Raw genomic sequence first — 24849 nt, forward strand, 5'->3', positions numbered from 1 at the left:
GCCCCGGTCCGCACCACGTCCCCGCCACCCGGCGGGTGACCGACACGAGGAGAGACGGCAGTCATGCCGAAGAACAAGACGCACTCCGGCGCCAAGAAGCGCTTCCGGGTCACCGGCAGCGGCAAGGTCATGCGCGAGCAGGCCAACCGCCGCCACCTGTTCGAGCACAAGCCGACCACCCGCACCCGCCGCCTCGCGATGGACCAGCAGGTCTCGCAGGCCGACGTCAAGAAGATCAAGAAGCTGCTCGGCAAGTGACCCGTCCGGCGGCCACCACCGGCCGCCGGGTCCACTTCCGGCCCGACACTGCAAGGAGCATCACGTGGCACGCGTGAAGCGGGCGGTCAACGCCCACAAGAAGCGCCGTACGACCCTCGAGCGCGCCAGCGGCTACCGCGGCCAGCGTTCGCGCCTGTACCGGAAGGCGAAGGAGCAGGTCACCCACTCCCTCGTCTACTCGTACCGCGACCGCAAGGCGAAGAAGGGCGACTTCCGCAAGCTGTGGATCCAGCGCATCAACGCTGCGTCCCGCGCGCAGGGTCTGACCTACAACCGCCTCATCCAGGGCCTCAAGGCTGCCGGTGTGGAGGTCGACCGCCGCATGCTCGCCGAGCTCGCGGTCAACGACGTGGCGGCGTTCAACGCGCTCGTCCAGGTCGCCAAGGACGCGCTGCCGGCCGACGTCAACGCGCCGAAGGCCGCCTGAGCCACCGCTCAGCACCCGGACGCCCGGACACCCCCGACCTGTCGATGCCGCGCACGAGCTCAGGCATCCCCGACGTGACGCTCGCGAACCCGCGAGCCGATCGGGTCAAGCAGGTCAGGGCGCTGTCCGGGCGTTCTGCGCGTTCCCGGCACGGTCAGTTCCTCGTGGAGGGTCCCCAGGGGGTCCGCGAGGCGGTCCGTCATGCGGCCGCCGACGTGCGGGACGTGTACCTCACGCCCGCCACCGCCGAGCGCTACGACGAGATCCTGCACGACGCCCTCGACTCCGGGCTGCACGTGCACGTCGGCACGCCCGAGGTGCTCGAGGCGATGAGCCCCGACGCTCAGGGCGTCCTGGCGGTCGTGCGGGCCAGGTCGCACGGCCTCGACGAGGCCGTGACGACGTTGGCCCGCGCGCGGGCCGCCGAGGGGCGCCCGCTGCTCGTCGCCGTGCTCGCGACCGTGCGCGACCCGGGCAACGCGGGCACCGTGATCCGGGCGTCGGACGCCGCCGGCGCCGATCTGGTGGTCCTCGCGGGCCACAGCGTCGACCCGCACAACCCCAAGGTGGTGCGTTCCACCGCGGGCTCCCTCTTCCACCTCCCCGTCGTCTCGGGGGCGACGCTGGCCGAGGCCGTCGCCGCTCTGCGGTCGGTCGGCTGCGTCGTCCTCGCCGCGGACGGGTCGGGTGAGCACGACCTCGACGACCTCCTCGACGTCGCGGGGGCCGCGCCCGACGGGTCGGCGGGCGTGCCCGTCGAGACCCCCGACCTGGCAGGGTCGACCGCCTGGGTGTTCGGCAACGAGGCGTGGGGGCTGCCCGAGGCGGACCGCGCGCTGGCCGACGCCGTCGTCCGCGTGCCGATCCGCGGCCAGGCGGAGTCGCTCAACCTCGCCACCGCCGCCACCGTGTGCCTCTACGCGAGCGGCCGCGCGCAGCGCTGACCCGCGACCGCGCCGCCAGGCACCGAGAGGGGCCGGGAGGGGCGTGGCACGATGCCGGGATGCGCCTCTTCACGGCCGTGTACCCCGCCGTCGACGCCGGTCGTCACCTGGAGCTCGCGCTCGCCGGGGTCGGCGGCCCGTTCCTCGCCGACCCGGGGCGCGGCCTGCGCTGGGTGCCGCCCGAGCAGCGCCACGTGACGCTCGCGTTCCACGGGGAGGTGCCGGACGGCGCCGTGCCCGGCTACGTCGACGCCCTGCAGGAGGCCCTGGCGGACGTGCCGCCGTTCGAGCTGGCCCTGAGCGGCGGCGGCACCTTCGGCGGGCGCACGCTCTGGGTGGGCGTGGCCGGCGCGGTCGACGACCTGCGTCGCGCCGGGGAGCTCGCGCAGGACGCCGCCGTCGGCGTGGCGGGCCTGCCCGCCTCGGACCGCACGTCGGGGCGGCCGCACCTCACCGTCGCCCGCGCGACGCTCCGTGCCGCGAACGGACGCCGGCAGGTCGACGGCGCGCGGGGCGGGACGCACGACCGGCACGGCCGGCGCGGTCGCGAGCCGGAGCCGTCGCCGCTGGTGCCGTGGGCGCGCGCCCTGGCCGTGTACCGCGGCCCGTCGTGGGAGGTCGACGCCGTCCGCGTCGTCGCGTCCCGCCTCGGCGAGGGCCGCTCGGGCGGGCCGCTGCACGAGGACGTCGCCGTCGTCCCCCTGGCGCGTCGAGGCGGCGGCGGGTCCGTGCCATGATGGGAGGCGTGACACGCCGCGACCGTCGATTTACCGGGCCCGTCACGGGCCCGGCCCCGGCGACGCCCGCGCGCTGAGCGCGGTACCGCGGACGCCGACCTGACCGGCCCGGGCGGGCACATAAACTGACCCCGCCGCCCACCCCTCTCGCAGGGCCCCTCTCAGGAAGGCACGCATGTCCACGCCCGCACCCACCCCAGCCCTCGGCCCCGACCCGCTGGACGCCGCCGCGCTCGACGCCGCCGTCGACGAGGCCCTCGCCGCGGTCGCCGCCGCGCGCGACCTCGAGGAGCTCAAGGCCGTCCGCACCGCGCAGACCGGGGACAAGAGCCCGCTCGCCCTCGCCAACCGCGCCATCGGCGCGCTGCCCGGGCCCGACAAGGCCGCCGCGGGCAAGAACGTCGGCCCGCGCCGCGGCCGCGTCAACCAGGCGATCGCCACCCGCCAGGCGAAGCTCGAGGCGGAGCGCGACGAGCGCGTCCTCGTGGAGGAGACCGTCGACGTCACGCTGCCGACCGACCGCCGGCCGGTCGGGGCGCGGCACCCGATCGAGCTGGTGCAGGAGCGCATCGCCGACTTCTTCGTCGGGCTCGGCTGGGAGATCGCCGACGGCCCGGAGGTCGAGGCGGAGTGGTTCAACTTCGACGCCCTGAACTTCGCCCCGGACCACCCGGCGCGGCAGATGCAGGACACGTTCTACGTCGAGGGCGTGGACGAAGGCAGGGGCACGGCCGATGCCTCCGACGGCGCGGCGGGGGGCAAGCCGTCCAACCTGGTGCTGCGCACGCACACGTCGCCGGTGCAGTCGCGCTCGCTCCTCGAGCGCGGCGTGCCGCTGTACGTCGCGTGCCCCGGCAAGGTGTTCCGCACCGACGCGCTGGACGCCACGCACACCCCCGTGTTCCACCAGGTGGAGGGGCTGGCGGTCGACAAGGGGCTCACGATGGCGAACCTCGTCGGCACGCTGGACGCGTTCGCGCGCGCCATGTTCGGCCCCGAGGCGCGCACGCGGCTGCGCCCGAGCTTCTTCCCGTTCACGGAGCCGAGCGCCGAGATGGACCTGTGGTTCCCGCAGAAGAAGGGCGGGGCCGGCTGGATCGAGTGGGGCGGCTGCGGCATGGTCAACCCGAACGTGCTGCGCGCGGCCGGGATCGACCCCGAGGAGTACCAGGGCTTCGCGTTCGGGATGGGCATCGAGCGCACGCTCATGCTGCGCCACACGATCGCGGACATGCACGACATCGTGGAGGGCGACGTGCGCTTCTCCACCCAGTTCGGGACGGAGATCTGATGCCCCGCATCGTCACTGACTGGCTCGGCGAGCACGTCGAGCTGCCGGCGGACCTCACCGCGGAGCAGCTCGCGGCGGCGCTGGTGAAGGTCGGCCTGGAGGAGGAGGAGATCCACCCCGCCGCCGTCACCGGCCCGCTCGTCGTCGGGCGCGTGCTCGCGCAGACCCCTGAGCCGCAGAAGAACGGCAAGACCATCAACTGGTGCCTGGTCGACGTCGGCCCGGAGCACAACGCGTCCCAGATCAAGGGCGTCGACGACGCGGACGTCCCCGCCGGCGGCGCGCGCGGCATCGTCTGCGGCGCGCACAACTTCGGCGTCGGGGACTACGTCGTCGTGTCGCTGCCCGGCACGGTGCTGCCCGGCGGCTTCGCCATCGCGGCGCGCAAGACCTACGGCCATGTCTCCGACGGCATGATCTGCTCGGTGCGCGAGCTCGGCATCGGCGAGGACCACGACGGCATCCTCGTGCTCACCCGCGCGGGCTTCGACGCCGCCGACCTCACGCCGGGCCAGGACGCGGTCGCGCTGCTGGGCCTCGGCGACGAGGTGCTCGAGATCAACGTGACCCCGGACCGCGGCTATGCGTTCAGCTACCGCGGTGTGGCGCGCGAGTACGCGCACTCCACCGGCGCCCGTTTCACCGACCGAGGGCTCGCGGAGAACCTCGTGACGCCGCCGCCGGCGGCGACGGCCGACGGGTTCGCCGTCGAGGTCGACGACGCGGCGCCGATCCACGGACAGGTCGGCTGCGACCGGTTCGTCACCCGCGTGGTGCGCGGCATCGACCCGGCCGCGCCCACCCCGCCGTGGATGAAGCGCCGCCTCGAGGGCTCGGGGATGCGCGCCATCTCCCTGGCCGTCGACGTCACCAACTACGTGATGCTCGACCTCGGGCAGCCGCTGCACGCGTACGACCTGGACCAGGTCGCCGCGCCGATCGTGGTCCGCCGCGCGGCGCCGGGCGAGCGCCTGACGACGCTCGACGGCGTCGACCGCGCGCTCGACGCCGAGGACCTGCTCATCACGGACTCGCCCGCGGGCGAGCGCGGCGCGCGGGTGCTGGGTCTGGCCGGCGTCATGGGCGGTGCGTCGTCCGAGGTGAGCGCCGGCACGACCGACGTCCTCGTCGAGGCGGCGCACTTCGACCCGATCACCGTGGCGCGCGCGTCGCGCCGGCACCGGCTGCCGTCCGAGGCCGCCAAGCGCTTCGAGCGCGGCGTGGACCCGCGCCTGCCCGCCGTCGCGGCGCAGCGCGTGGTCGACCTGCTCGTGGAGCTGGGCGGCGGCACGGCGGACCCCGCCGTGAGCGACCTCGACACCACCGTGGCGCCGAAGCCCGTACGGCTCGACGTCACCCTGCCCACGCGCCTGTCGGGCGTGGACTACGACCGGGCGACCGTGGTCGGGCTCCTGGAGCAGATCGGCTGCACCGTCACCGACGCCGTCGCCGGGGCCAGCGTGGACGCGGTCCGTGTCGCGCCGCCGTCGTGGCGCCCCGACCTCACCGAGCCGGCCGCGCTGGTCGAGGAGGTCGTGCGGATCGCCGGCTACGACCAGATCCCGTCGGTGCTCCCCGCCGCGCCCGGGGGCCGTGGCCTCACCGCCCAGCAGCGCGCGCGCCGGTCCGTGGCGCGCGCGCTGGCGGAGGCCGGGCTCGTGGAGGTGCTGTCCTACCCGTTCGTCGGCCGGGCGGACCTGGACGCGCTCGGGCTGTCGGACGACGACGTGCGCCGCACCGTGCTGCGGCTGGCCAACCCGCTCGCCGACGACCGGCCGTTCCTGCGCGCCGACCTGCTCTCGACGCTGCTCGAGACGGCGCGCCGGAACGTCTCGCGGGGCCTGCCGGACGTGGCGGTCTTCGAGATCGGCCTGGTCACGCGGCCGACGCCGGGCACCCCGGCCCCGCCGCAGCTGCCGGTGGGGGTGCGCCCGTCCGACGACGACCTGGCGGCGCTGGTCTCCGCCGTGCCTGACCAGCCGCGGCACGTCGCGGGCGTGCTGACCGGCCGGGCGGCGCCCGCCGGCTGGTGGGGCGACGGCCGCGTGGCCGACTGGGCGGACGCCCTCGACGCCGCCCGTCTGGTCGCCGCGCGCACCGGCGCCGACGTCACGGTCACGGCCGACTCGGAGACCATGCCGTGGCACCCGGGCCGTTGCGCGGCGCTGACGCTGGCCGACGGCTCCGTCGTCGGGCACGCGGGCGAGCTGCACCCCAAGGTGGTCGAGGCTCTCGGCCTGCCCGCCCGGGCTGCCGCGTTCGAGCTCGACCTCGACGCGCTGATCGCCGACGGCGGCGAGGAGCCGGTGGCGGCCGAGCCCGTGTCCGCGTTCCCCGCGGCGAAGGAGGACTTCGCGTTCGTCGTGGACGCTGCCGTGCCTGCCGCCGACGTGCACGCCGCCGTCGTCGCCGGGGCCGGGCCCCTGCTCGAGGACGCGCGCCTCTTCGACGTGTTCACCGGCGAGCAGGTGGGCGAGGGCAAGAAGTCGCTCGCCTACTCGGTCCGGCTGCGCGCCGCCGACCGCACGCTGACCGCCGACGACGTGCGCGCCGTCCGCGAGGGCGTCGTCGCCGCGGCGACCGAGCGGGTCGGGGCGGTGCTGCGTGGCTGACGCGCGCGCCGTCCCGCCTGCCCGCACCGCGCTGGTCACCGGCGCGAGCCGCGGCATCGGCCGCGCGGTCGCGCTCGGCCTCGCGCGAGCAGGGCTGGACGTCGCGCTCGTCGCGCGGGACGCCGACCGGCTGGCCGAGGTCGCGCGCGAGGTGCGCGACCTCGGCCGGGTCGCCCTGGAGCTGCCGACCGACGTCACGGACCCGGCGGCGGTCGAGGCGGCCGTGCGGGCCGCGGAGCCGTCTCCGGCGGACGGCGGCCTCGGGTCCGTGGACCTGCTGGTCAACAACGCCGGCCGCATCGACGCCGAGGTGCCGCTGTGGGAGGCCGACCCCGACGAGTGGTGGTCGGTGCTCGAGACCAACGTGCGCGGACCGTTCCTGCTGGCGCGGCACGTGGTGCCGGGCATGCTGGCCCGTGGCGGCGGCCGTGTCGTCGACCTCAACAGCGGCGCGGGCTCGCACGACAACGCCGACGCGACGGCCTACAACGCCAGCAAGACGGCGCTGATGCGCCTCGGCGCGGGTCTGCACGACGCCGGCCACGGCCGGGGGCTGCGGGTGCTGGAGGTGGCGCCCGGGGTGGTGCGCACCGACATGACCGGCGCGATGCGCGCGCACGAGGGCCGGACCGAGTGGACGCCCGTCGAGCGGACCGTCGACCTGGTCGCGGCGTTCGCGCGCGGAGACCTGGACGCCTGCTCGGGCTGGTTCGTGCGCGCGTCGCACGACACCCCGGAGACGCTCTCCCGCCTCGCGCAGGACGCCTCGGCGCCGGCCGCGCGCCGGCTGCGCGTGCAGCCGGCGGCGGGCGACGACCCGCTGGCCGAGGTGCTCACGGGGCGCTGACCCGTGGCGCCCCGGCCTGCGCTCAGCAGTGGCTCACACGGAGGCTCACCGGCGCTCGTCGCGCCAGCGCACCCACTGCTCGACGAGCGACAGGTCGTAGTCCGGCCCGCTGGTGCCGATCGTGAACAGCGTGGCCCCGGCGTCGAGCAGCTTCTGCCCGACCTCCTCGGGCGGGGCGCCGACGCCGACGGACCGCTCCACCAGGCGCCCGGTGTCGCGCCCCACGGCCGCGCCGTGCTCGTCGAGGATCGCGGACTTGCGGGTCAGCGTGTCGACGTCGCCGAAGGAGTGCCAGACGTCGGCGTGCTCGGCGACGAGGCGCAGGGTCTTCTTCTCGCCCCCGCCGCCGATGAGGATCGGGATCTCGCGCGTCGGCACGGGGTTGCCGGCCGCGAGCCGGGCCTTGATGCGCGGCAGCGCCTCGCCCAGGTCGGCGATGCGCGAGCCGGCGGTGCCGAACTCGTAGCCGAACTGCTCGTAGTCCTTGGCGAACCAGCCGGCGCCGATGCCGAGGATCAGGCGGCCGCCGCTGATGTGGTCGACCGTGCGGGCCATGTCCGCGAGCAGATCCGGGTTGCGGTAGGAGTTGCAGGTCACCAGGGCGCCGATCTGCACACGCTCGGTCTGCTCGGCCCACGCGCCGAGCATGGTCCAGCACTCGTAGTGCATGCCGTCGGGGTCGCCGGTGAGCGGGAAGAAGTGGTCCCAGTTGAAGATCACGTCGACCCCGGCGTCCTCGGCGCGGCGGACGGCGTCGCGCATCTGGGCGTAGTCGGCGTGCTGCGGCTGGAGCTGGACCCCGATGCGGATAGGGCGGGTGGTGTCGGTCACGGCGCGAGCCTACGACCGGAGGGCGGCGGCCGTCAGGCCGTCCGGGTGGCGACCGCGAAGACGCGCCGGAAGGCCAGGGGCGTGCCGAACGGGCGGCGCGGGTAGGCCTCGCGGAGGGCGGCGCCGAGCTCGGCGTCGAACCGGGCGCGCAGGTCCGTGCCGTGCGCCGCGTCGTGGGTGTCGAGCGCGTGCAGCACCGGCTGCGCCCCGGTCGCCGAGATCCAGCGCAGCACGGGGTCGTCGCCGTCGAGCACGTGCGTGTACGTGGTCTCCCAGGCGTCCACCGACCACCCGGGACCGGCGAGGAGCTCGAGGTACTCCGCCGGGTCGCCGACCGCCCGGCGCTCGACCGGCCCGACGACCGCGGCGTAGGGCTCGCGCCCGGCGACCTCCCGCAGCGCGCGGTGGCTGGGGGCGTCGTGGTTGCCCGGGACGGAGAACGCGAAGGTCTGCCGCGCCGTCGCGGCCAGGGCCGGCAGGAGGTCGCGGTGGCCGGGCACCCACTGCAGCGTGGCGTTGCTGATCACCAGGTCGGCTTCGGGAGCGGGGCCGCGTCCGGCGGCGTGGTCGCGCACGTCGGCGAGCTCGTACCGGCTCCCCGGATCCGCGGCCCGCGCGCGCTCGATCATCGCGGGGGAGGCGTCGAGACCCACGAACGCCGCGCCCGGCCACCGCTCCCGCAGCACCGGGGTGAGGTGGCCCGGTCCGCAGCCCAGGTCGACGATGCTCGCCGGGTCGCGCACCACGCGCGCCACCAGCTCCCCGAACGGCCGCGAGCGCTCGTCGGTGTAACGGAGGTAGGCGGTGGGGGACCAGTCGGCCACGACGATTCCTCTCGACGTCAAGTGTCTTGATGTCGAGAGACTAGCGCGGGGCCGGTCAGGGGACCAGCAGCACCTTGCCGGTCGTGGCGCGCCCCTCGAGGGCACGGTGGGCCTCGCCGGCGTCGGCGAGCGGGTACGTCACGCCCACGCGGACGTCGAGGTCGCCCGCGGCGGCGGCGCCCAGCACCTCGCCCGCGCGCCACTCCAGCTCGCCGCGGGTGAGCGTGTAGTGCGCCAGCGTCGGGCGGGTGAGGTAGAGCGAGCCGCCGGAGTTGAGCCGCTGCGGGTCGAACGGCGGCACCTGCCCCGACGCCCCGCCGAACAGCACGAGGGTGCCGCGCGGGCGCAGCGACGCGAGCGAGGCCTCGAACGTCGCGCGGCCGACGCCGTCGTACACGACGTGCACGCCCTTGCCGTCCGTCAGCTCCCGCACGACGGAGGGCAGCTCGGTCGCGATGTCGTCCATCGCGGCGTAGTCCACCGTGTGTGCCGCGCCGGCCGCCGACGACAGGGCGGCCTTCTCCGGCGACGAGACGGTCGTGACGACCCGCCCGCCGCGCGCGGCGGCGAGCTGGGTCGCGAGCAGGCCGACCCCGCCGGCCCCGGCGGTGAGGAGCACGTCGTGCCCCGGGCCCACCTCGAAGGTCGACGTCACGAGGTAGTGCGCCGTCATGCCCTGCAGCGGCAGCGCGGCGGCGGTGACGAGGTCGAGGCCCGCGGGGACGCGCACGGCGTTCGCGGCGGGGACGACGGCGAGCTCGGCGTAGGAGCCCGGGGCCTCGTTCCACGCCACCTCGTCGCCGACGGCGAAGCCCTCGACGCTGTCGCCGAGCGCCTCGACCGTCCCCGAGCCCTCGACGCCGCACACGTGGGGGTAGTCGGTCGCGTACACGCCCGCCCGGCGGTAGGTGTCGATGAAGTTGACCCCCGCCGCGGCGACGCGCACGACCAGCTCGCCCGGTCCCGGCGTGGGATCGGGACGCTCGACGTACTCCAGGACCTCGGGACCGCCCGCCTCGCGGGCCACGACTGCACGCATGGCCCGAGCCTACGCAGCCGGGCGGGTCAGGTCAGCCGCTCGCCCGCGCGGACGGGGGCGGCGACCCGGTTGCCGGCGGGCGCGAGCGGGCAGGTCCACGCCGGGTCGTAGCGGCAGGACGGGTGGTAGGCGAGGTTGAGGTCTACGACCACGAGCCCGTCGCGCCCGCCGAGGTCGGCGCCCTTGGCCGTGTCGAGGACGTACCGGCCGCCGCCGTACGTCTCGGCGCCGGCCGTGCCGTCGCGCAGCGGCACGAACAGGCCGCCGCCGTACTGCGCCAGCCACCAGGCGTCGAGGCTGCCCACGCCGGGCAGCTCGAGCGTGCCGACGCGCTCCATCGTCGTCGTGCCGTCCGCGCCGGTGTCGAGCTCGAGCCGGGCCGGCGGCGCCGGGCGCAGCGGCACCTCGAACCGCAGCGCGGGGTCGTAGGGCCAGTACGGCAGGCCGGCACGCAGCGGGTCGTCCGCGGGCAACGGGCTCTGCGGGTGGTCGCGGAACAGCGCGTCGCGGCCGGCGCGCCAGATGGCGTGCCCGCGCGCAGGGTCGGGGGCGGCGCGGACCGCCGCGTACAGCTCGGCGACGCGCCGCCGCCAGTCGGCCAGCTCGACGACGGTACGCGGCGTCATCGGCCCGCCCTCGTTCCGAGCAGCTCGAGCTCGGCGAGCACCCGGTCGGGTCGCGGCATGTCGTAGGCCGCCGCGACCGCGTCCGAGATCGTGTCCGCGAGGGCGTCGGGGGGAGGCGTCGAGGTCACGGGCCGACCCTATGCTTCCCGGGTGACACGCGACACGACACCGACGTTCCGTATCCGCCCGGCCCGCGACGAGGACTGGCCCCGGTTGTGGCCGATCGTGGAGGGCGTCGTGCGCGCGGGCGAGACGTACGCCTACCCCGACGACCTCACGAGCGACGAGGGGCGCGAGATCTGGATGGAGCACGCGCCCTCCGCAACGGTCGTCGCCGAGGGGGCCGACGGCGCGCTGCTCGGCACGGCGAAGATGGGGCCGAACCGTCCCGGGCGCGGCGACCACGTGGGCACGGCGTCGTTCATGGTGGCGCCGGCGGCGCGGGGGCTCGGCGTGGGCCGCGCGCTCGGCGAGCACGTCGTCGCCTGGCACCGGGAGCAGGGGTTCCGTGGGATCCAGTTCAACGCCGTGGTCGAGACCAACGAGGCCGCGGTGCGCCTGTGGCGGTCGCTCGGGTTCGAGGTCGTCGGCACGGTGCCGGGCGCCTTCCGCAGCGCCGCGCACGGGTACGTGGGGCTGCACGTGATGTACCTGCCGCTCTGATCGTCCGAGGGCGTGCCGACCACCGGTGCGCCGCTACCATCGACGTCGTGCGGTTCCTCCGGCGACTCAACCGACCTGCCGTCCAGCCCGCTCAGGGCCCCGTGGTGTCCGCGGCCCCAGCTCACGAGCTGCTCCAGGACGGGTGGACGACCCACCTGGACCGCGACGTCGTGCGCGACGTCGTGCTCGTGCTCGGGGGCGGGAGCGAGCTGGACCGAGGGCGTGCCTATGCCGAGGCGATGCCGGGTGCCACCGTCCACCTGCTGCCTGTGCGGGACGTGGGGCGGGCGACAGCGCTTCCCCCGAACCTGCGGGTCGCCCACTGCAGGGCGCTGCGGGACCGTGTCGACTACCTCCGGACGATCCCCCGGCCGCAGGTCATCGTCGAGAACGGCACGAACAAGCGCAGCCAGAAGGTGGGATGCCTGCGCGAGCTCTTCCTCTTCCTCGCCGACGGCGGCGTGTACACGGTCGAGAGCATCGACAAGTCCGCGGATCCCGCCCTGCACGACTCTCCCGGGATGAGCATCGTCGAGCTGTTGGAACACCTGCGGGCGATCAGGGACGGTGTCGCCGAGCCTCGGCGGTCGGGCGAGGCCGAGCTGGCCGACTGTCTCGCCCGGCTCACCTTCTCCGGCACCGTGGCCGTCGCGACCAAACAGCACGACCATGCGGTCAAGCTGCGGGAGCGGGACGCGGACGCCGTGCTGTCCGCACGGTTCGGAAGCTCGTGGGGCAAGGTCCTCGAGGTGCGTGGAAGCGAAGAATTCCGGCCCGTGACGGTGCTGACCAACCACGGCTCCGGTCCGCGTCGTCAACGAGCCATGGTCAAGGTGCCGGAGCGCCGGCTCCGGGAGTACCAGGACGTGCTGTGCTCGTCCCGGCAACGGGTGCAGAAGGACGGCTACTACCTCCCCGACACGTTCCGACACCCGCTCCAGCGACGGCTGAACCACCGGGACACCATCGACTCGACGGCCGTGCTGGCCCGGGACCGTGACGCTCCCATCTCGCGGCGGCGGCTGGAGGGCACGTACTTCCACCTGGACACCGAGTACCCGGGGCACTTCGGGCACGTCACCACCGAGGTCCTCGGCCGTGTGTGGGGATGGCGCCAGGCACGCGACCGCTTCCCGGAGGTCCGGCCGCTGGTCTCCCTGGCGGAGGGAGCGTCCACGATCCCCGCGTTCCAGCGCGACCTCTTCGACGCGCTCGGGGTCCCGACCGGCGAGATCGAGTACGTCCGCCCTGACGAGGTGGTCCATGTCCCGCACCTGCTGGCGGCGTCGTCCGACTTCGCCATGCCGCAGTTCGCGGCGCCGTCGGTGGCGAGCCTGTGGGAGGAGGCGCGGCGCGGCCTCCCTGCCGCCGATGTGGAGACGCACGACCTGATCTTCTCTAGCAGGCGCCCCGGGGGAGTCAGGACCTGCGCGAACACCTCCGACGTCGAGCAGGTCTTCCGGGACCTCGGCTTCCACGTCTTCTTCCCGGAGGACCATTCCATCGCTGACCAGGCCGCGCTGTTCTCCGGGGCACGGCTCGTCGCCGGGTTCGGCGGGAGCAACCTGTTCAGCGCCTTGTTCGCCGGCCGTGCGCCACGGGTCGTGGTCAGCGGTACGAGCTACGACGCCAACAACGAGCAGCTGATGGCGGAGGTGCAGGGCGCCGACATCGACTACGTCTGGGGCGAGTCAGAGGTCAGGCATCCCCCGCGCGGGTGGTCGTGGCCCGCGTTCCGGTCCGGGTTCTCGGTCGACGTCGCGCGGCTCCGGAGCGCGTTGGACCAGATCCTGTCCAGGTAGTGGCGCACCTGCGGTCGCCATCTGCGGAAGCCTGACGACGGAGCCTGCATAGGTATGTATAGTGCTGCATATGGTCAGCACTGAGTCGCGCACGTTCCGTGTCGCCGTCGCCGGTGCCTCCGGGTACGCCGGGGGCGAGTTCCTGCGCCTCGCGGCGCGTCACCCCGCGCTGGAGGTCGGGACGCTCACGGCGCACTCGAACGCCGGCGCGCGGCTCGGCGCGCTGCAGCCCCACCTCCGCTCGCTCGCCGACCGCGTCCTCGAGCCCACGACGCCCGAGGCGCTCGCGGGCCACGACGTCGTCGTCCTCGGCCTGCCGCACGGGGCGTCCGGGGAGATCGCCGCGCAGCTGCCGGACGACGTCCTCGTGCTCGACCTCGGCGCGGACCACCGTCTCGCGTCCGCCGCGGACTGGGAGCAGTTCTACGGCTCCGCCCACGCCGGGACCTGGCCGTACGGGCTGCCGGAGCTGATCCACGCCGACGGCGCGGGGTCGGTCGCCGGTACCCAGCGCGACCACCTCGCGGGCGCGCGGCGGGTGGCCGTGCCCGGGTGCAACGTCACGGCCGTCACCCTCGGTCTCCAGCCCGGCGTCGCCGCCGGCCTCGTGAGCCCCGCCGACGTCGTCGCCGTCCTCGCCAACGGCTACTCCGGCGCGGGGAAGTCCCTCAAGCCGCACCTGCTCGCCGCCGAGGGGCTCGGGTCCGCCGTCCCGTACGCGGTGGGCGGCACGCACCGGCACATCCCCGAGATCGCGCAGAACCTGCGGGTCGCCGGTGCCCCGGAGGTGTCGATCAGCTTCACGCCCACGCTCGTGCCGATGTCGCGCGGCATCCTCGCCACCGTCACGGCTCGGCTCGCCCCCGGCCATGAGGGCGCCAGCGCCGCCGACGTCCGCGCCGCCTGGGCCGACGCCTACTCGGGCGAGCCGTTCGTCGAGCTCCTCCCGGAGGGTGAGTGGCCGACGACGGCCGCCACGCTCGGCGCCAACACCGCCCTCGTGCAGGTCGCGCTCGACGCCGCGGCCGGGCGCGTCGTGACCGTCACCGCCATCGACAACCTGGTCAAGGGCACCGCCGGCCAGGCGGTCCAGGCCATGAACCTCGCCCTCGGCCTGCCGGAGACGGCCGGCCTCCTCACCGAAGGAGTCGCACCATGACGGACGCCGCCCCCAGCGCGGGAGCCGTGACCTTTCCCGCCGGGTTCCGCGCGGCAGGGGTCGCCGCGGGCCTCAAGTCGACCGGCGCGCGCGACGTCGCGCTCGTCGTCAACGACGGCCCCCGGCGCACGGCCGCGGCGGTGCTGACGACCAACCGCGTGCAGGCAGCCCCCGTCGTCTGGACCCGGCAGGCCGTCGGCGACGGCGCCGCGCGGGCCGTCGTCCTCAACTCCGGCGGCGCGAACGCCTGCACGGGGCCCGAGGGCTTCGCCGACACCCACCGCACGGCCGAGCACGTCGCGGCGGTCCTCTCCGCCGCGGCGGCGACGCCCGAGGACGAGGTCGGCGCCGGGGACGTGCTGGTCTGCAGCACCGGGCTGATCGGCCTGCGGCTCGACATGGACGCCCTGCTCGGCGGTGTGGACGCGGCCGCGGCGGCGCTCGCGGCCGACGGCGGCGACGCCGCGGCCGACGCGATCCGCACCACCGACACGGTGTCCAAGCAGGCCGTGGCGCAGCGGTCGGGCTGGAGCGTCGGAGGGATGGCGAAGGGCGCCGGCATGCTCGCGCCCGGCCTCGCCACGATGCTCAGCGTGGTCACCACCGACGCCGTGGTCGACGCCGCGACGGCCGACGCCGCGCTGCGCGCCGCGACCCGCGCCACGTTCGACCGGGTCGACTCGGACGGCTGCATGTCCACCAACGACACCGTGATCCTCCTCGCCAGCGGTGCGTCGGGCGTCGAGGTCGACCTCGTCGAGCTGACGGACGCGGTCACCGAGGTCACCGCCTCGCTGGCGCGCCAGCTGGTCGCGGACGCCGAGGGCGCCAGCCACGACATCGCCGTGACCGTCGCCGGTGCCACCACCGAGGACGCGGCGGTCACCGTCGCGCGGGCGGTCACGCGCTCCAACCTCTTCAAGGCCGCCATCTTCGGCAACGACCCCAACTGGGGCCGGATCGTGGCCGCCGTCGGCACCGTGCCCGAGGACGTCGCGCCGTACGACCCGCTCGCGCTCGACGTCACCGTCAACGGCGTCCAGGTGTGCCGGGCGCAGGGCGTGGGGGAGCCGCGCGAGCTCGTCGACCTCGCCTCCGCGCGCGAGGTCACGGTCGTGGTCGACCTGCACGCGGGCGACGCGTCCGCCACGGTGTGGACCAACGACCTCACGCACGACTACGTCCACGAGAACAGCGCGTACAGCTCATGAGCAGCGACGTCGTGAACGGGCTGCTGCCCGAGCAGAAGGCCGAGGTGCTCCTCGAGGCGCTGCCCTGGCTCCAGGAGTTCGCCGGGGCGCTCGTCGTCGTCAAGTACGGCGGCAACGCGATGATCGACGACGAGCTCAAGGCCGCGTTCGCGCAGGACATGGTCTTCCTGCGCCAGGTGGGCCTGCGGCCCGTCGTCGTGCACGGCGGCGGCCCGCAGATCAACGCCATGCTGGAGCGCCTGGACATCCACAGCGAGTTCCGCGGCGGCCTGCGGGTCACGACGCCCGAGGCGATGGACGTGGTGCGCATGGTGCTCACCGGCCAGGTCTCGCGCGAGCTCGTCGGGCTCATCAACGCGCACGGACCGCACGCCGTCGGGATGTCGGGGGAGGACGCGGGCCTGTTCCGGGCCGCGCGCCGCCACGCCGTCGTCGACGGGGAGCCCGTGGACGTCGGCCTCGTGGGCGACGTCGTCCAGGTGGACCCGAGGGCGGTGCAGGACCTGCTCGACGCCGGCCGGATCCCCGTGGTGTCGACCGTCGCGCCCGACGTCGACGACCCGACCCAGGTGCTCAACATCAACGCGGACACGGCGGCCTCGGCGCTCGCGGTGGCGCTCGGCGCCAGCAAGCTCATCATGCTGACCGACGTCGAGGGCCTGTACACGTCGTGGCCGGACAAGGACTCCCTCGTCGAGGAGATCGCGGCGCCCGACCTCGCGGCCCTGCTGCCGAGCCTGACCTCGGGCATGGTGCCGAAGATGGAGGCGTGCCTGCGCGCCGTCCAGGGCGGCGTGCCGCGCGCCACCGTCATCGACGGGCGCCAGCCGCACTCCGTGCTGCTGGAAGTCTTCACCACCCGCGGCAACGGCACCATGGTCGTGCCCGCGGGCAAGGATCTGAGCAAGGAGGCGGGCGCGTGAGCGACACCCTGCAGTCCGTGAGCGGCGGCGCTCTCGCCGACGCGTCGAACGCGGCCTGGACCGAGCGCTACACCCACGCGGTGATGGACACGTTCGGCCCGCCGCAGCGTGTGCTGGTGCGTGGCGAGGGCGCGTACGTGTGGGACGCCGACGGCCGGCGCTACCTCGACCTGCTCGCCGGGATCGCGGTGAACGCGCTCGGCCACGCGCACCCCACGCTCACGGCGGCGATCAGCGCGCAGCTGGGCACCCTCGGGCACGTGTCGAACTTCTTCGCCACGCCCACGCAGATCGGCCTGGCCGAGCGGCTCCTCCACCTCGCCGGCGCGCCTGACGGCTCGCGGGTGTTCTTCACCAACTCGGGCACCGAGGCGGTCGAGGCGGCGTTCAAGATGGCCCGCCGCAACCGCTCCGACGGACCCGGGGACGACGGCGGCCGCACGCGCGTGCTCGCGCTCGAGGGCGGCTTCCACGGCCGGTCGATGGGCGCCCTCGCCCTCACCGCCAAGGCGGCCTACCGCGAGCCGTTCGAGCCGCTGCCCGGCGGCGTCGAGCACCTGCCCTTCGGCGACGCCGCCGCTCTCGACGAGGCGTTCTCGCCCGCGGCGGTCGCGGAGCGCGGCGGCGTCGCGGCCCTCGTCGTCGAGCCGCTGCAGGGCGAGGCCGGCGTGCGCCCGCTGCCGCCGGGCTACCTGGCGCACGCGCGGCGGCTCACCGCCGACGCGGGCGCGCTGCTCGTGCTCGACGAGGTCCAGACGGGCGTCGGGCGCACGGGCTCGTGGTTCGCGTTCCAGCAGCCGGAGGTCGGCGGCGGCGTCGTGCCCGACGTCGTCACCCTGGCCAAGGGTCTGGGCGGCGGCTTCCCGGTGGGCGCAACGATCGCGTTCGGCGAGCGGGCGGCGAGGCTGCTCGGCCGCGGCCAGCACGGCACCACGTTCGGCGGCAACCCCGTCGCGGCGGCCGCGGGTCTCGCCACGCTCGGCGTCATCGAGCGTGACGGCCTGCTCGAGAACGTGCGGCGCGTGGGGGACGTGCTGCGCACCGAGATCGAGGCAGCCGGGAACCCGCTCGTGGCGGGCGTGCGCGGGCGTGGGCTCCTGCTCGCCGTGCAGCTCACGCGCCCGGTCGCGGCCGACGTCGCGTCCGCGGCGCTCGAGGCGGGCTTCGTCGTCAACGCCGTCGCGCCCGACGCGATCCGCCTCGCCCCGCCGCTGGTCCTCACGGCCGACCAGGCGCGCGACGCCGCCCGGTTCTTCGCCGCCGTCACCGTCCCCGACGCCTCGACCGACGCCTCGACCGACACTGCCGAGAAGGAGTCCTGATGCCCCGCCACTTCCTGCGCGACGACGACCTCACGCCCGACGAGCAGCGCGAGGTCCTCGAGCTCGGCATGGCGTTCCGCGAGGACAGGTACGTCCGGGCGCCGCTCGCCGGGCCGCAGGGCGTCGCCGTGCTCTTCGACAAGCCGACGCTGCGCACGCAGGTCTCGTTCTCCACCGGGATCGCCGAGCTCGGCGGCTTCCCGGTGGTCGTGGACGGCCGCCTCGCCCAGGTGGGCGTGCGCGAGTCCGTCGCGGACGTGACGCGGGTGCTCGACCGTCAGGTGTCCGCCATCGTGTGGCGCACGTTCGGCCAGGACCGGATCGAGGAGATGGCGGCGGTCTCGCGGGTCCCGGTCGTCAACGCCCTCACCGACGGCTTCCACCCGTGCCAGATCCTGGCCGACCTGCTGACCGTCGCGCAGCACCGCGGCGGCCTGTCCGCGCTCGCCGGGCAGCGCCTCGCGTACGTCGGCGACGCCGCCAACAACATGGCGGCGTCCTACCTGCTGGGCGGCGTCACCGCCGGGCTGCACGTCGCGGTCGCGGGGCCGGAGGGCTACCTGCCGCCGGCCGACGTCGTGGCGCGGGCCGAGGAGATCGCGGCCGCGACCGGCGGCTCGGTGACCGTCACGACCGACGCCCGGGCCGCCGTCCGCGGCGCCGACGTCGTCGCCGCCGACACCTGGGTCTCCATGGGCGACGAGGACGAGGCGGCCGAGCGGCTCGCCGCCCTCGACGCCTACCGCGTCGACGAGGCGCTGCTGTCCGCCGCCGTCGACGACGCGATCTTCCTGCACTGCCTGCCCGCCTACCGGGGCAAGGAGGTCACCGCCGCGGTGATCGACGGCCCCGCCTCGGTGGTGTGGGACGAGGCGGAGAACCGCCTGCACGCGCAGAAGGCGCTGCTGACCTGGCTCCTGGAGCACCGGTGAGCGCCACCGACGGGGCGCAGGCCGCGGCCACGGCGGCGGGCCCGACGACGAAGGCCGCGCGGCACGCGCGGATCGTCGAGATCGTGCGCCGCACGGCGATCCACTCGCAGGCCGAGCTCGCCCGCGAGCTCGCCGACGCGGGCGTCAGCGTCACCCAGGGCACGCTGTCGCGCGACCTCATCGAGCTGCGCGCGGAGAAGGTGCGCAACGCCTCGGGGGCGCTCGTGTACGCCGTCCCGGGCGAGGGCGGCGACCGCAGCGTCCAGGCCGCGGGCGTGGGCGAGCACGACGTCGAGTACGTCGCCGCACGGCTCGCGCGCCTGTGCAACGACCTCCTCGTCTCCGCGGAGGCGTCCGCCAACCTCGTCGTGCTGCGCACCCCGCCCGGCGCGGCCAACTACCTGGCGTCCGCGATCGACCACTCGGTCTTCCCGGGCGTCCTCGGCTCCATCGCGGGGGACGACACGATCCTCGTGATCGCCCGTGACCCGCTGGGCGGCGACGAGCTCGCGCGCCGCTTCCTCGAGCTGACCCAACCCTGACCCCATCGGGCCCCGGGCCCGCCTGTCAGACTTGACCCGAACCCCACGCAAGAAAGAGAACCTGAGATGACTGATCGCGTCGTGCTCGCCTACTCGGGCGGCCTGGACACCTCCGTGGCCATCGGCTGGATCGCCGAGGCCACCGGGGCCGAGGTCGTCGCCGTGGCCGTCGACGTCGGCCAGGGCGGCGAGGACATGAACGTCGTGCGCAAGCGCGCCCTCGACTGCGGCGCCGTCGAGGCGTACATCGCGGACGCGCGCGACGAGTTCGCCGCCGAGTACTGCATGCCCGCCCTGCGGGCCAACGGCATGTACCTCGACCGGTACCCGCTGGTCTCCGCGATCTCGCGCCCGGTGATCGTCAAGCACCTCGTGCGGGCCGCCCGCCAGTTCGGCGCGTCCACGGTGGCGCACGGCTGCACCGGCAAGGGCAACGACCAGGTCCGCTTCGAGGTCGCGACGACGTCGCTCGCCCCCGACCTCAAGACGATCGCCCCGGTCCGCGACCTCGCCCTCACCCGCGAGAAGGCCATCGAGTACGCGGAGCGCAACGACCTGCCCATCGCGACCACCAAGAAGAACCCGTTCTCGATCGACCAGAACGTGTGGGGCCGCGCCGTGGAGACCGGCTTCCTCGAGGACATCTGGAACGAGCCCACCAAGGACGTCTACTCCTACACCGACGACCCCACGTTCCCGCCCGTCGCGGACGAGGTCGTCATCACGTTCGAGCAGGGCGTGCCCGTGGCGCTCGACGGCGTGGCGGTCACCCCGCTGCAGGCCATCCAGGAGATGAACCGCCGGGCCGGCGCCCAGGGCGTGGGCCGCATCGACATCGTCGAGGACCGCCTGGTCGGCATCAAGTCCCGCGAGATCTACGAGGCGCCGGGCGCGATCGCCCTCATCGCCGCGCACCAGGAGCTGGAGAACGTCACGCTCGAGCGCGAGCAGGCGCGCTTCAAGCGGACGGTCGAGCAGCGCTGGACCGAGCTGGTCTACGAGGGCATGTGGTTCTCCCCGCTGAAGAAGAACCTCGACACCTTCATCGACGAGACGCAGAAGTACGTCTCCGGCGACATCCGCATGGTGCTGCACGGCGGCCGCGCCACCGTGACGGGCCGCCGGTCGGAGTCCAGCCTGTACGACTTCAACCTCGCCACCTACGACGAGGGTGACTCCTTCGACCAGTCGCACGCCAAGGGCTTCATCGAGATCTACGGCCTGGCCGCCAAGCAGGCCGCGGCCCGCGACGAGAAGTTCGGCAACGGCGTGGACTTCGGCACCGGGGAGTTCTGATGGGCTCGGAGGTCACGTCCGGTGACGCGGGGTCGGACGGCGCGGTGACGCGGCAGTCCGACAACGTCTCGCTGTGGGGCGGCCGGTTCGCCGGCGGGCCGTCGCCGGAGCTGCAGGCGCTGTCGCAGTCGACGCACTTCGACTGGGTGCTCGCGCCCTACGACATCCGGGGCTCTCGCGCGCACGCCCGCGTCCTGCACGCCTCGGGCCTGCTCACCGACGACGAGCTCGCCGGGATGCTCGAGGCGCTCGACGTGCTGCTCGCGGACGTCGAGTCGGGGGCGTTCCTCCCGGTGCTCGGCGACGAGGACGTGCACACGGCCCTCGAGCGCGGCCTCATCGAGCGGGCGGGCACCGAGCTCGGCGGCAAGCTTCGCGCGGGCCGCTCGCGCAACGACCAGATCGCCACCCTCGTGCGGCTGTACCTGCGCGACCAGGCACGCGTCGTCGTGCGCCAGGTGCTCGACGTCGTGGACGCGCTCATCGTGCAGGCCGAGGCGGCCGGCGAGGCCGTCATGCCGGGCCGCACGCACCTGCAGCACGCGCAGCCGGTGCTGCTGGCGCACCAGCTCCTGGCGCACGCGTGGCCGCTGCTGCGCGACGTCGACCGGCTGGTCGACTGGGACGTACGCGCGGCGCGCTCGCCCTACGGGTCGGGGGCGCTCGCGGGCTCGTCGCTGGGCCTCGACCCGGCGGCGGTCGCGGCCGAGCTGGGCTTCGACGGCCCGGTGGAGAACTCGATCGACGGCACCGCGGCGCGCGACGTCGTGGCGGAGTTCGCGTTCGTCTCGGCCATGGTCGGCATCGACCTCTCGCGGCTGAGCGAGGAGATCATCCTCTGGAACACGAAGGAGTTCGGCTTCGTGCGGCTGGACGACGCGTGGTCGACCGGGTCGAGCATCATGCCGCAGAAGAAGAACCCGGACATCGCGGAGCTGGCGCGCGGCAAGGCCGGCCGCCTGGTGGGGGACCTCACGGGGCTGCTCACCACGCTCAAGGGCCTGCCGCTGGCGTACAACCGCGACCTGCAGGAGGACAAGGAGCCGGTCTTCGACCAGGTCTCCACCCTCACGGTGCTGCTGCCCGCGTTCGCGGGGATGGTCCGCACGCTCACCTTCGACACGGATCGGATGGCGGAGCTGGCACCGCAGGGCTTCTCGCTGGCCACCGACATCGCCGAGTGGCTGGTGCGCCAGGGCGTCCCGTTCCGCGTCGCGCACGAGGTCGCGGGCGCGTGCGTGCGCGTCTGCGAGGAGCGCGGCATCGAGCTGTGGGACCTGTCCGACGCCGACCTCGCGGCGATCTCGGAGCACCTCACGCCCGGGGTCCGCGAGGTCCTGAGCGTCGAGGGTTCGGTGGCGTCGCGCGACGGTGTCGGCGGCACCGCGCCCGCGCGGGTGGCCGAGCAGGTGGAGGCGGCCAAGGAGCGCTCGGCGGAGTTCCGCATCTGGGCGGACAGCTGAGCGTCGTGCGTGCCGCGCGGCGGGTCCGGGACGCCGTCCCGGGCCCGCCGCGCGTCGTCGTGCGGAGGGCGGCCGACGGGAGCGGCGGGGGAGTGACGGTGCGGAGGGACGGGACGCGATGACGGTGCGCGAGGACGTGCTGAGCGCGCTGGTGGCGCGGGTGCGGCGCGAGGACGCGCGCCTGCCCGGTCCCGGCGTGGACGCGCCGGGGGAGCGGACGCGGCTCGTGGTCGTGGACGGCCCGGCGGGCTCGGGCAAGACGACGTTGGCCGGGCAGCTCGGTGCCGCGCTGCCCGCGCAGGTCGTGCACATGGACGACCTGTACGAGGGCTGGTCGGGCCTGGCCGAGGGGATCGAACGGCTGCATCGGCAGGTCCTCGGCCCGCTCGCCCGGGGCGAGGACGGCCGATATCAGCGCTACGACTGGGAGCGCGGGCGGTACGCCGAGTGGCACGACGTCCCACGGGCGCCCTACCTCGTCGTGGAGGGGTGCGGGGCCGGTGACCCGCGGGTCGACGCCGTCTGCGCCCTCCTGGTCTGGGTCGAGGGCGACGACGCGCTGCGGCTGACGCGCGGCCTCGCGCGCGACGGCGAGGACGCGCGGGAGCACTGGAAGGCCTGGATGGCGGCCGAGCGCGCGCTCTACTCGGCCCACCGGACCGCGCGCCGGGCCGATGTGCGACTGGACGCGTGGGGGCACGTCACGTGGCCCGCGCACGGGATCTGACCGTGCCGGGCAGAGAGCGGGAGGCCGCCGTGGACACCGGCCCCGGCGCGGTCGTGCCGGCGCGGGAGTGGTTCGCGCGCGACGTGCACCGCGTCGCGCCGGACCTGCTCGGCGCGCTGCTCACCCGCCGCACGCCGGACGGCGTGGTCACCGTGCGGATCACCGAGGTCGAGGCGTACGCGGGCGAGGCGGACCCGGGGTCGCACGCCTACCGGGGCGAGACGGCGCGCAACCGCACCATGTTCGGCGAGCCCGGCCACGTGTACGTGTACCGGCACCTGGGCCTGCACCACTGCATGAACGTCGTGTGCAGCCCGCCGGGCGAGGCGTCGGCGGTGCTCCTGCGGGCCGGCGAGGTGGTCGAGGGCGTCGAGCTGGCCCGGGCGCGGCGCGCGGCCGCGGGCGTGACCCGGTCCGACGTCGACCTGGCGCGCGGCCCGGCGCGGCTGACGGTCGCGCTGGCGATCGACCGGGACGACGACGGCACGGACGTCACCGACCCGGGCGGCGACCTGGTGCTGCGGGTGCCGCCGGCGGACCGGTCCCGGCAGGTCGCGAGCGGCCCGCGCGTGGGAGTGAGCGGCGACGGCGGCCGGGCGGACCTGTTCCCCTGGCGGGTCTGGCTCGACGGAGACCCGACCGTCTCGGCGTACCGGGCCGCGGAATCACGGCGCCGGCGGCGGTAGGCGTCGGGCACACTAGGAGGGCGGCCCGGCCGGGTCGCGATCCCTTTCCTGAGGAGCACACGGTGACCGACGTTCTCGACGAGCTGCACTGGCGGGGCCTGGTGGCGCAGTCCACCGACGAGGCCGCGCTGCGTTCTGCGCTGGCCGAGGGACCCGTCACCTATTACGCGGGCTTCGACCCGACGGCGCAGAGCCTGCACGTCGGGCACATGGTGCAGCTGCTGAACATGCGCCGGCTGCAGCTCGCGGGGCACCGTCCCCTCGCGCTGGTCGGGGGCGCCACCGGTCTCATCGGTGACCCGCGCCCCACCACGGAGCGCTCGATGCAGTCGCGGGACGTCGTCGCCGGCTGGGTGGACCGCATCCGGGCGCAGATCGAGCCGTTCCTCGACTTCGAGGGCCCGGCGGCCGCGCGTATGGTCAACAACCTCGACTGGACCGGGTCCATGTCGGCGATCGACTTCCTGCGCGACGTCGGCAAGCACTTCCGGGTGGGCACGATGCTCGGCAAGGACATCGTGGCCCGGCGCCTGCGCTCGGACGAGGGCATCAGCTACACGGAGTTCAGCTACCAGGTGCTGCAGGGCATGGACTTCCGCGAGCTGTACGAGCGGCACGGCTGCACGCTGCAGCTCGGCGGCAACGACCAGTGGGGCAACCTGCTGTCGGGCGTCGAGCTGATCCGCAAGACGGACGGCGCCGCCGTGCACGCGCTCACCTCGCCGCTCATCACCAAGGCGGACGGCACCAAGATGGGCAAGTCGGAGGGCGGCGCCGTCTGGCTCGACCCGGAGCTCACGAGCCCGTACGCCTTCTACCAGTTCTGGTTGAACACCGCGGACGCGGACGTCGTGAAGTACCTCAAGGTCTTCACCTTCCGGACCCGGGAGGAGATCGAGGCGCTCGAGGGCGAGGTGGCCGAGCGCCCCTTCGCCCGCGAGGCGCAGCGGGCTCTGGCCGGCGACCTCACCACCCTGGTGCACGGTCAGGCGGCGACCGACGCTGTCATCGCGGCGAGCCAGGCCCTCTTCGGGCGTGGTGAGCTGCGGGGCCTGGACGCGGCGACGCTCGGCGCCGCCGTGGCGGAGCTGCCGCGCACGACGGCGAAGGCGGGCGACCTCGTCGTCGACGCGTTCGTGGGGGCGGGCCTCGTGGCGTCGAAGGCCGCGGCCCGCCGTGCGATCGGTGAGGGCGGGGCGTACGTGAACAACACGAAGGTGGAGTCCGAGGACGCCGCGCTGCGGGCCGAGGACCTGCTGCACGGCCGCTACGCGGTCCTCCGTCGCGGCAAGCGGACCCTGGCCGTGGCCGTCTCCGAGTAGGCGCTCGTCCGAGCGGACGCCGCCGCGGCGCCCAGGGCCCCGGGGGAGCGAGAGCTCCTGCCGGGGCCCTGGTGCGTCGGGTCGCGTATCGGCGGTGCATCACCGCAGGTCAGAAGCCGATTTGGTGCCTGCGCCGGACTGTGTGTAATGTTCTGGTCGTTCGCCCGACAGGGAGAACGGACACCGAGGAGACAGCCGAGAGGCTGGGTACCGGTGGCCGGCCCGGGGCGGACACCCGAATCCTTCTTCACAAGGGCGACGAGTGCGCCCTTGTTCGGGACGGGGCGTTCGACACCAGGCACTTCAGGCCAACGGCCGGGAGTTGACGGGGGAGGACGAACCGA

General features: G+C 74.7%; 25 protein-coding genes. 20 read left to right on the forward strand and 5 right to left on the reverse strand.

Annotated elements, in window-relative coordinates; translation table 11 throughout:
* The first annotated feature begins 63 nt into the window (after positions 1–63).
* The 7 genes from rpmI to AAG589_RS10380 all read left to right on the forward strand — a co-directional run bounded on the left by rpmI (position 64) and on the right by AAG589_RS10380 (position 7137).
* Positions 64–258 (forward strand): 50S ribosomal protein L35, encoded by a 195-nt coding sequence (rpmI, locus tag AAG589_RS10350; RefSeq protein WP_380316449.1) that lies wholly within the window; start codon positions 64–66, stop codon positions 256–258.
* Positions 259–322: 64 nt separating this feature from the next.
* Positions 323–706: a 50S ribosomal protein L20 gene (rplT, locus tag AAG589_RS10355; RefSeq protein ID WP_079576292.1), complete on the forward strand. Its 384-nt coding sequence runs from the start codon at positions 323–325 to the stop codon at positions 704–706.
* Positions 707–750: 44 nt separating this feature from the next.
* Positions 751–1650 (forward strand): TrmH family RNA methyltransferase, encoded by a 900-nt coding sequence (locus AAG589_RS10360; RefSeq protein WP_430567128.1) that lies wholly within the window; start codon positions 751–753, stop codon positions 1648–1650.
* 59 nt (positions 1651–1709) lie between these two features.
* Entirely contained in the window at positions 1710–2387 is a 678-nt protein-coding gene (locus AAG589_RS10365) for a 2'-5' RNA ligase family protein (RefSeq protein WP_430567129.1), read from the forward strand.
* A gap of 175 nt (positions 2388–2562) precedes the next feature.
* Positions 2563–3678 (forward strand): phenylalanine--tRNA ligase subunit alpha, encoded by a 1116-nt coding sequence (gene pheS, locus AAG589_RS10370; RefSeq protein ID WP_430567130.1) that lies wholly within the window; start codon positions 2563–2565, stop codon positions 3676–3678.
* Complete coding sequence (gene pheT / locus AAG589_RS10375) at positions 3678–6290, forward strand: phenylalanine--tRNA ligase subunit beta (RefSeq protein ID WP_430567131.1); 2613 nt, start codon at positions 3678–3680, stop codon at positions 6288–6290. Before pheS ends, pheT begins: the two co-directional genes overlap by 1 nt.
* Positions 6283–7137, forward strand: coding sequence for an SDR family NAD(P)-dependent oxidoreductase (locus AAG589_RS10380; RefSeq protein ID WP_430567132.1), 855 nt, complete (start codon positions 6283–6285; stop codon positions 7135–7137). The genes pheT and AAG589_RS10380 overlap by 8 nt, the downstream gene beginning before the upstream one ends.
* Before the next feature lie 45 nt (positions 7138–7182).
* On the opposite strand, the gene AAG589_RS10385 is transcribed toward AAG589_RS10380, so the two are convergent.
* Genes AAG589_RS10385 through AAG589_RS10405 form a run of 5 tightly spaced genes read right to left on the reverse strand, consistent with a single transcriptional unit; the run spans position 7183 to position 10585 of the window.
* Positions 7183–7968: an LLM class F420-dependent oxidoreductase gene (locus tag AAG589_RS10385; protein WP_430567133.1), complete on the reverse strand. Its 786-nt coding sequence runs from the start codon at positions 7966–7968 to the stop codon at positions 7183–7185.
* A gap of 32 nt (positions 7969–8000) precedes the next feature.
* The gene (locus AAG589_RS10390) at positions 8001–8792 is read right to left on the reverse strand and encodes a methyltransferase domain-containing protein (RefSeq protein ID WP_430567134.1); all 792 of its coding nucleotides are present in this window, start codon (positions 8790–8792) and stop codon (positions 8001–8003) included.
* 55 nt (positions 8793–8847) lie between these two features.
* Positions 8848–9831, reverse strand: coding sequence for a quinone oxidoreductase family protein (locus AAG589_RS10395; RefSeq protein ID WP_430567135.1), 984 nt, complete (start codon positions 9829–9831; stop codon positions 8848–8850).
* Between the two features lie 26 nt (positions 9832–9857).
* Positions 9858–10457: a DUF1684 domain-containing protein gene (locus AAG589_RS10400; protein WP_430567136.1), complete on the reverse strand. Its 600-nt coding sequence runs from the start codon at positions 10455–10457 to the stop codon at positions 9858–9860.
* Entirely contained in the window at positions 10454–10585 is a 132-nt protein-coding gene (locus tag AAG589_RS10405) for a hypothetical protein (RefSeq protein WP_430567137.1), read from the reverse strand. The genes AAG589_RS10400 and AAG589_RS10405 overlap by 4 nt, the downstream gene beginning before the upstream one ends.
* A 22-nt stretch (positions 10586–10607) precedes the next feature.
* Between AAG589_RS10405 and AAG589_RS10410 the strand changes: the two genes are divergently transcribed.
* The 13 genes from AAG589_RS10410 to tyrS all read left to right on the forward strand — a co-directional run bounded on the left by AAG589_RS10410 (position 10608) and on the right by tyrS (position 24505).
* The gene (locus AAG589_RS10410) at positions 10608–11120 is read left to right on the forward strand and encodes a GNAT family N-acetyltransferase (RefSeq protein WP_430567138.1); all 513 of its coding nucleotides are present in this window, start codon (positions 10608–10610) and stop codon (positions 11118–11120) included.
* A gap of 47 nt (positions 11121–11167) precedes the next feature.
* Positions 11168–12922 carry a glycosyltransferase family 61 protein gene (locus AAG589_RS10415; RefSeq protein ID WP_430567139.1) on the forward strand — a complete coding sequence of 585 codons (1755 nt, stop codon included), beginning with the start codon at positions 11168–11170 and terminating at the stop codon, positions 12920–12922.
* Positions 12923–12992: 70 nt separating this feature from the next.
* Positions 12993–14081, forward strand: a complete 1089-nt coding sequence (gene argC, locus AAG589_RS10420; RefSeq protein ID WP_430567140.1) for an N-acetyl-gamma-glutamyl-phosphate reductase — start codon at positions 12993–12995, stop codon at positions 14079–14081.
* Positions 14078–15292: a bifunctional glutamate N-acetyltransferase/amino-acid acetyltransferase ArgJ gene (argJ, locus tag AAG589_RS10425; RefSeq protein WP_430567141.1), complete on the forward strand. Its 1215-nt coding sequence runs from the start codon at positions 14078–14080 to the stop codon at positions 15290–15292. Before argC ends, argJ begins: the two co-directional genes overlap by 4 nt.
* Complete coding sequence (gene argB, locus AAG589_RS10430; RefSeq protein WP_430567142.1) at positions 15289–16215, forward strand: acetylglutamate kinase; 927 nt, start codon at positions 15289–15291, stop codon at positions 16213–16215. Before argJ ends, argB begins: the two co-directional genes overlap by 4 nt.
* The gene (locus AAG589_RS10435) at positions 16212–17537 is read left to right on the forward strand and encodes an acetylornithine transaminase (protein WP_430567143.1); all 1326 of its coding nucleotides are present in this window, start codon (positions 16212–16214) and stop codon (positions 17535–17537) included. The genes argB and AAG589_RS10435 overlap by 4 nt, the downstream gene beginning before the upstream one ends.
* On the forward strand, positions 17537–18469 hold the full coding sequence (gene argF / locus AAG589_RS10440; RefSeq protein ID WP_430567144.1) for an ornithine carbamoyltransferase: 933 nt from the start codon (positions 17537–17539) through the stop codon (positions 18467–18469). Before AAG589_RS10435 ends, argF begins: the two co-directional genes overlap by 1 nt.
* Entirely contained in the window at positions 18466–19011 is a 546-nt protein-coding gene (locus AAG589_RS10445) for an arginine repressor (protein WP_430567145.1), read from the forward strand. Before argF ends, AAG589_RS10445 begins: the two co-directional genes overlap by 4 nt.
* A 66-nt stretch (positions 19012–19077) precedes the next feature.
* Entirely contained in the window at positions 19078–20307 is a 1230-nt protein-coding gene (locus AAG589_RS10450) for an argininosuccinate synthase (RefSeq protein WP_430567146.1), read from the forward strand.
* Positions 20307–21770, forward strand: coding sequence for an argininosuccinate lyase (gene argH / locus AAG589_RS10455; protein ID WP_430567147.1), 1464 nt, complete (start codon positions 20307–20309; stop codon positions 21768–21770). The genes AAG589_RS10450 and argH overlap by 1 nt, the downstream gene beginning before the upstream one ends.
* Positions 21771–21888: 118 nt before the next feature.
* Positions 21889–22497, forward strand: a complete 609-nt coding sequence (locus tag AAG589_RS10460) for a uridine kinase (protein WP_430567148.1) — start codon at positions 21889–21891, stop codon at positions 22495–22497.
* Complete coding sequence (locus tag AAG589_RS10465) at positions 22494–23183, forward strand: DNA-3-methyladenine glycosylase (RefSeq protein WP_446719721.1); 690 nt, start codon at positions 22494–22496, stop codon at positions 23181–23183. The genes AAG589_RS10460 and AAG589_RS10465 overlap by 4 nt, the downstream gene beginning before the upstream one ends.
* A 62-nt stretch (positions 23184–23245) precedes the next feature.
* The gene (tyrS, locus tag AAG589_RS10470; RefSeq protein ID WP_430567150.1) at positions 23246–24505 is read left to right on the forward strand and encodes a tyrosine--tRNA ligase; all 1260 of its coding nucleotides are present in this window, start codon (positions 23246–23248) and stop codon (positions 24503–24505) included.
* The last annotated feature ends 344 nt before the right edge of the window (positions 24506–24849 follow it).

Source organism: Isoptericola sp. F-RaC21, from assembly GCF_038593535.1.
GTDB lineage: Bacteria > Actinomycetota > Actinomycetes > Actinomycetales > Cellulomonadaceae > Isoptericola.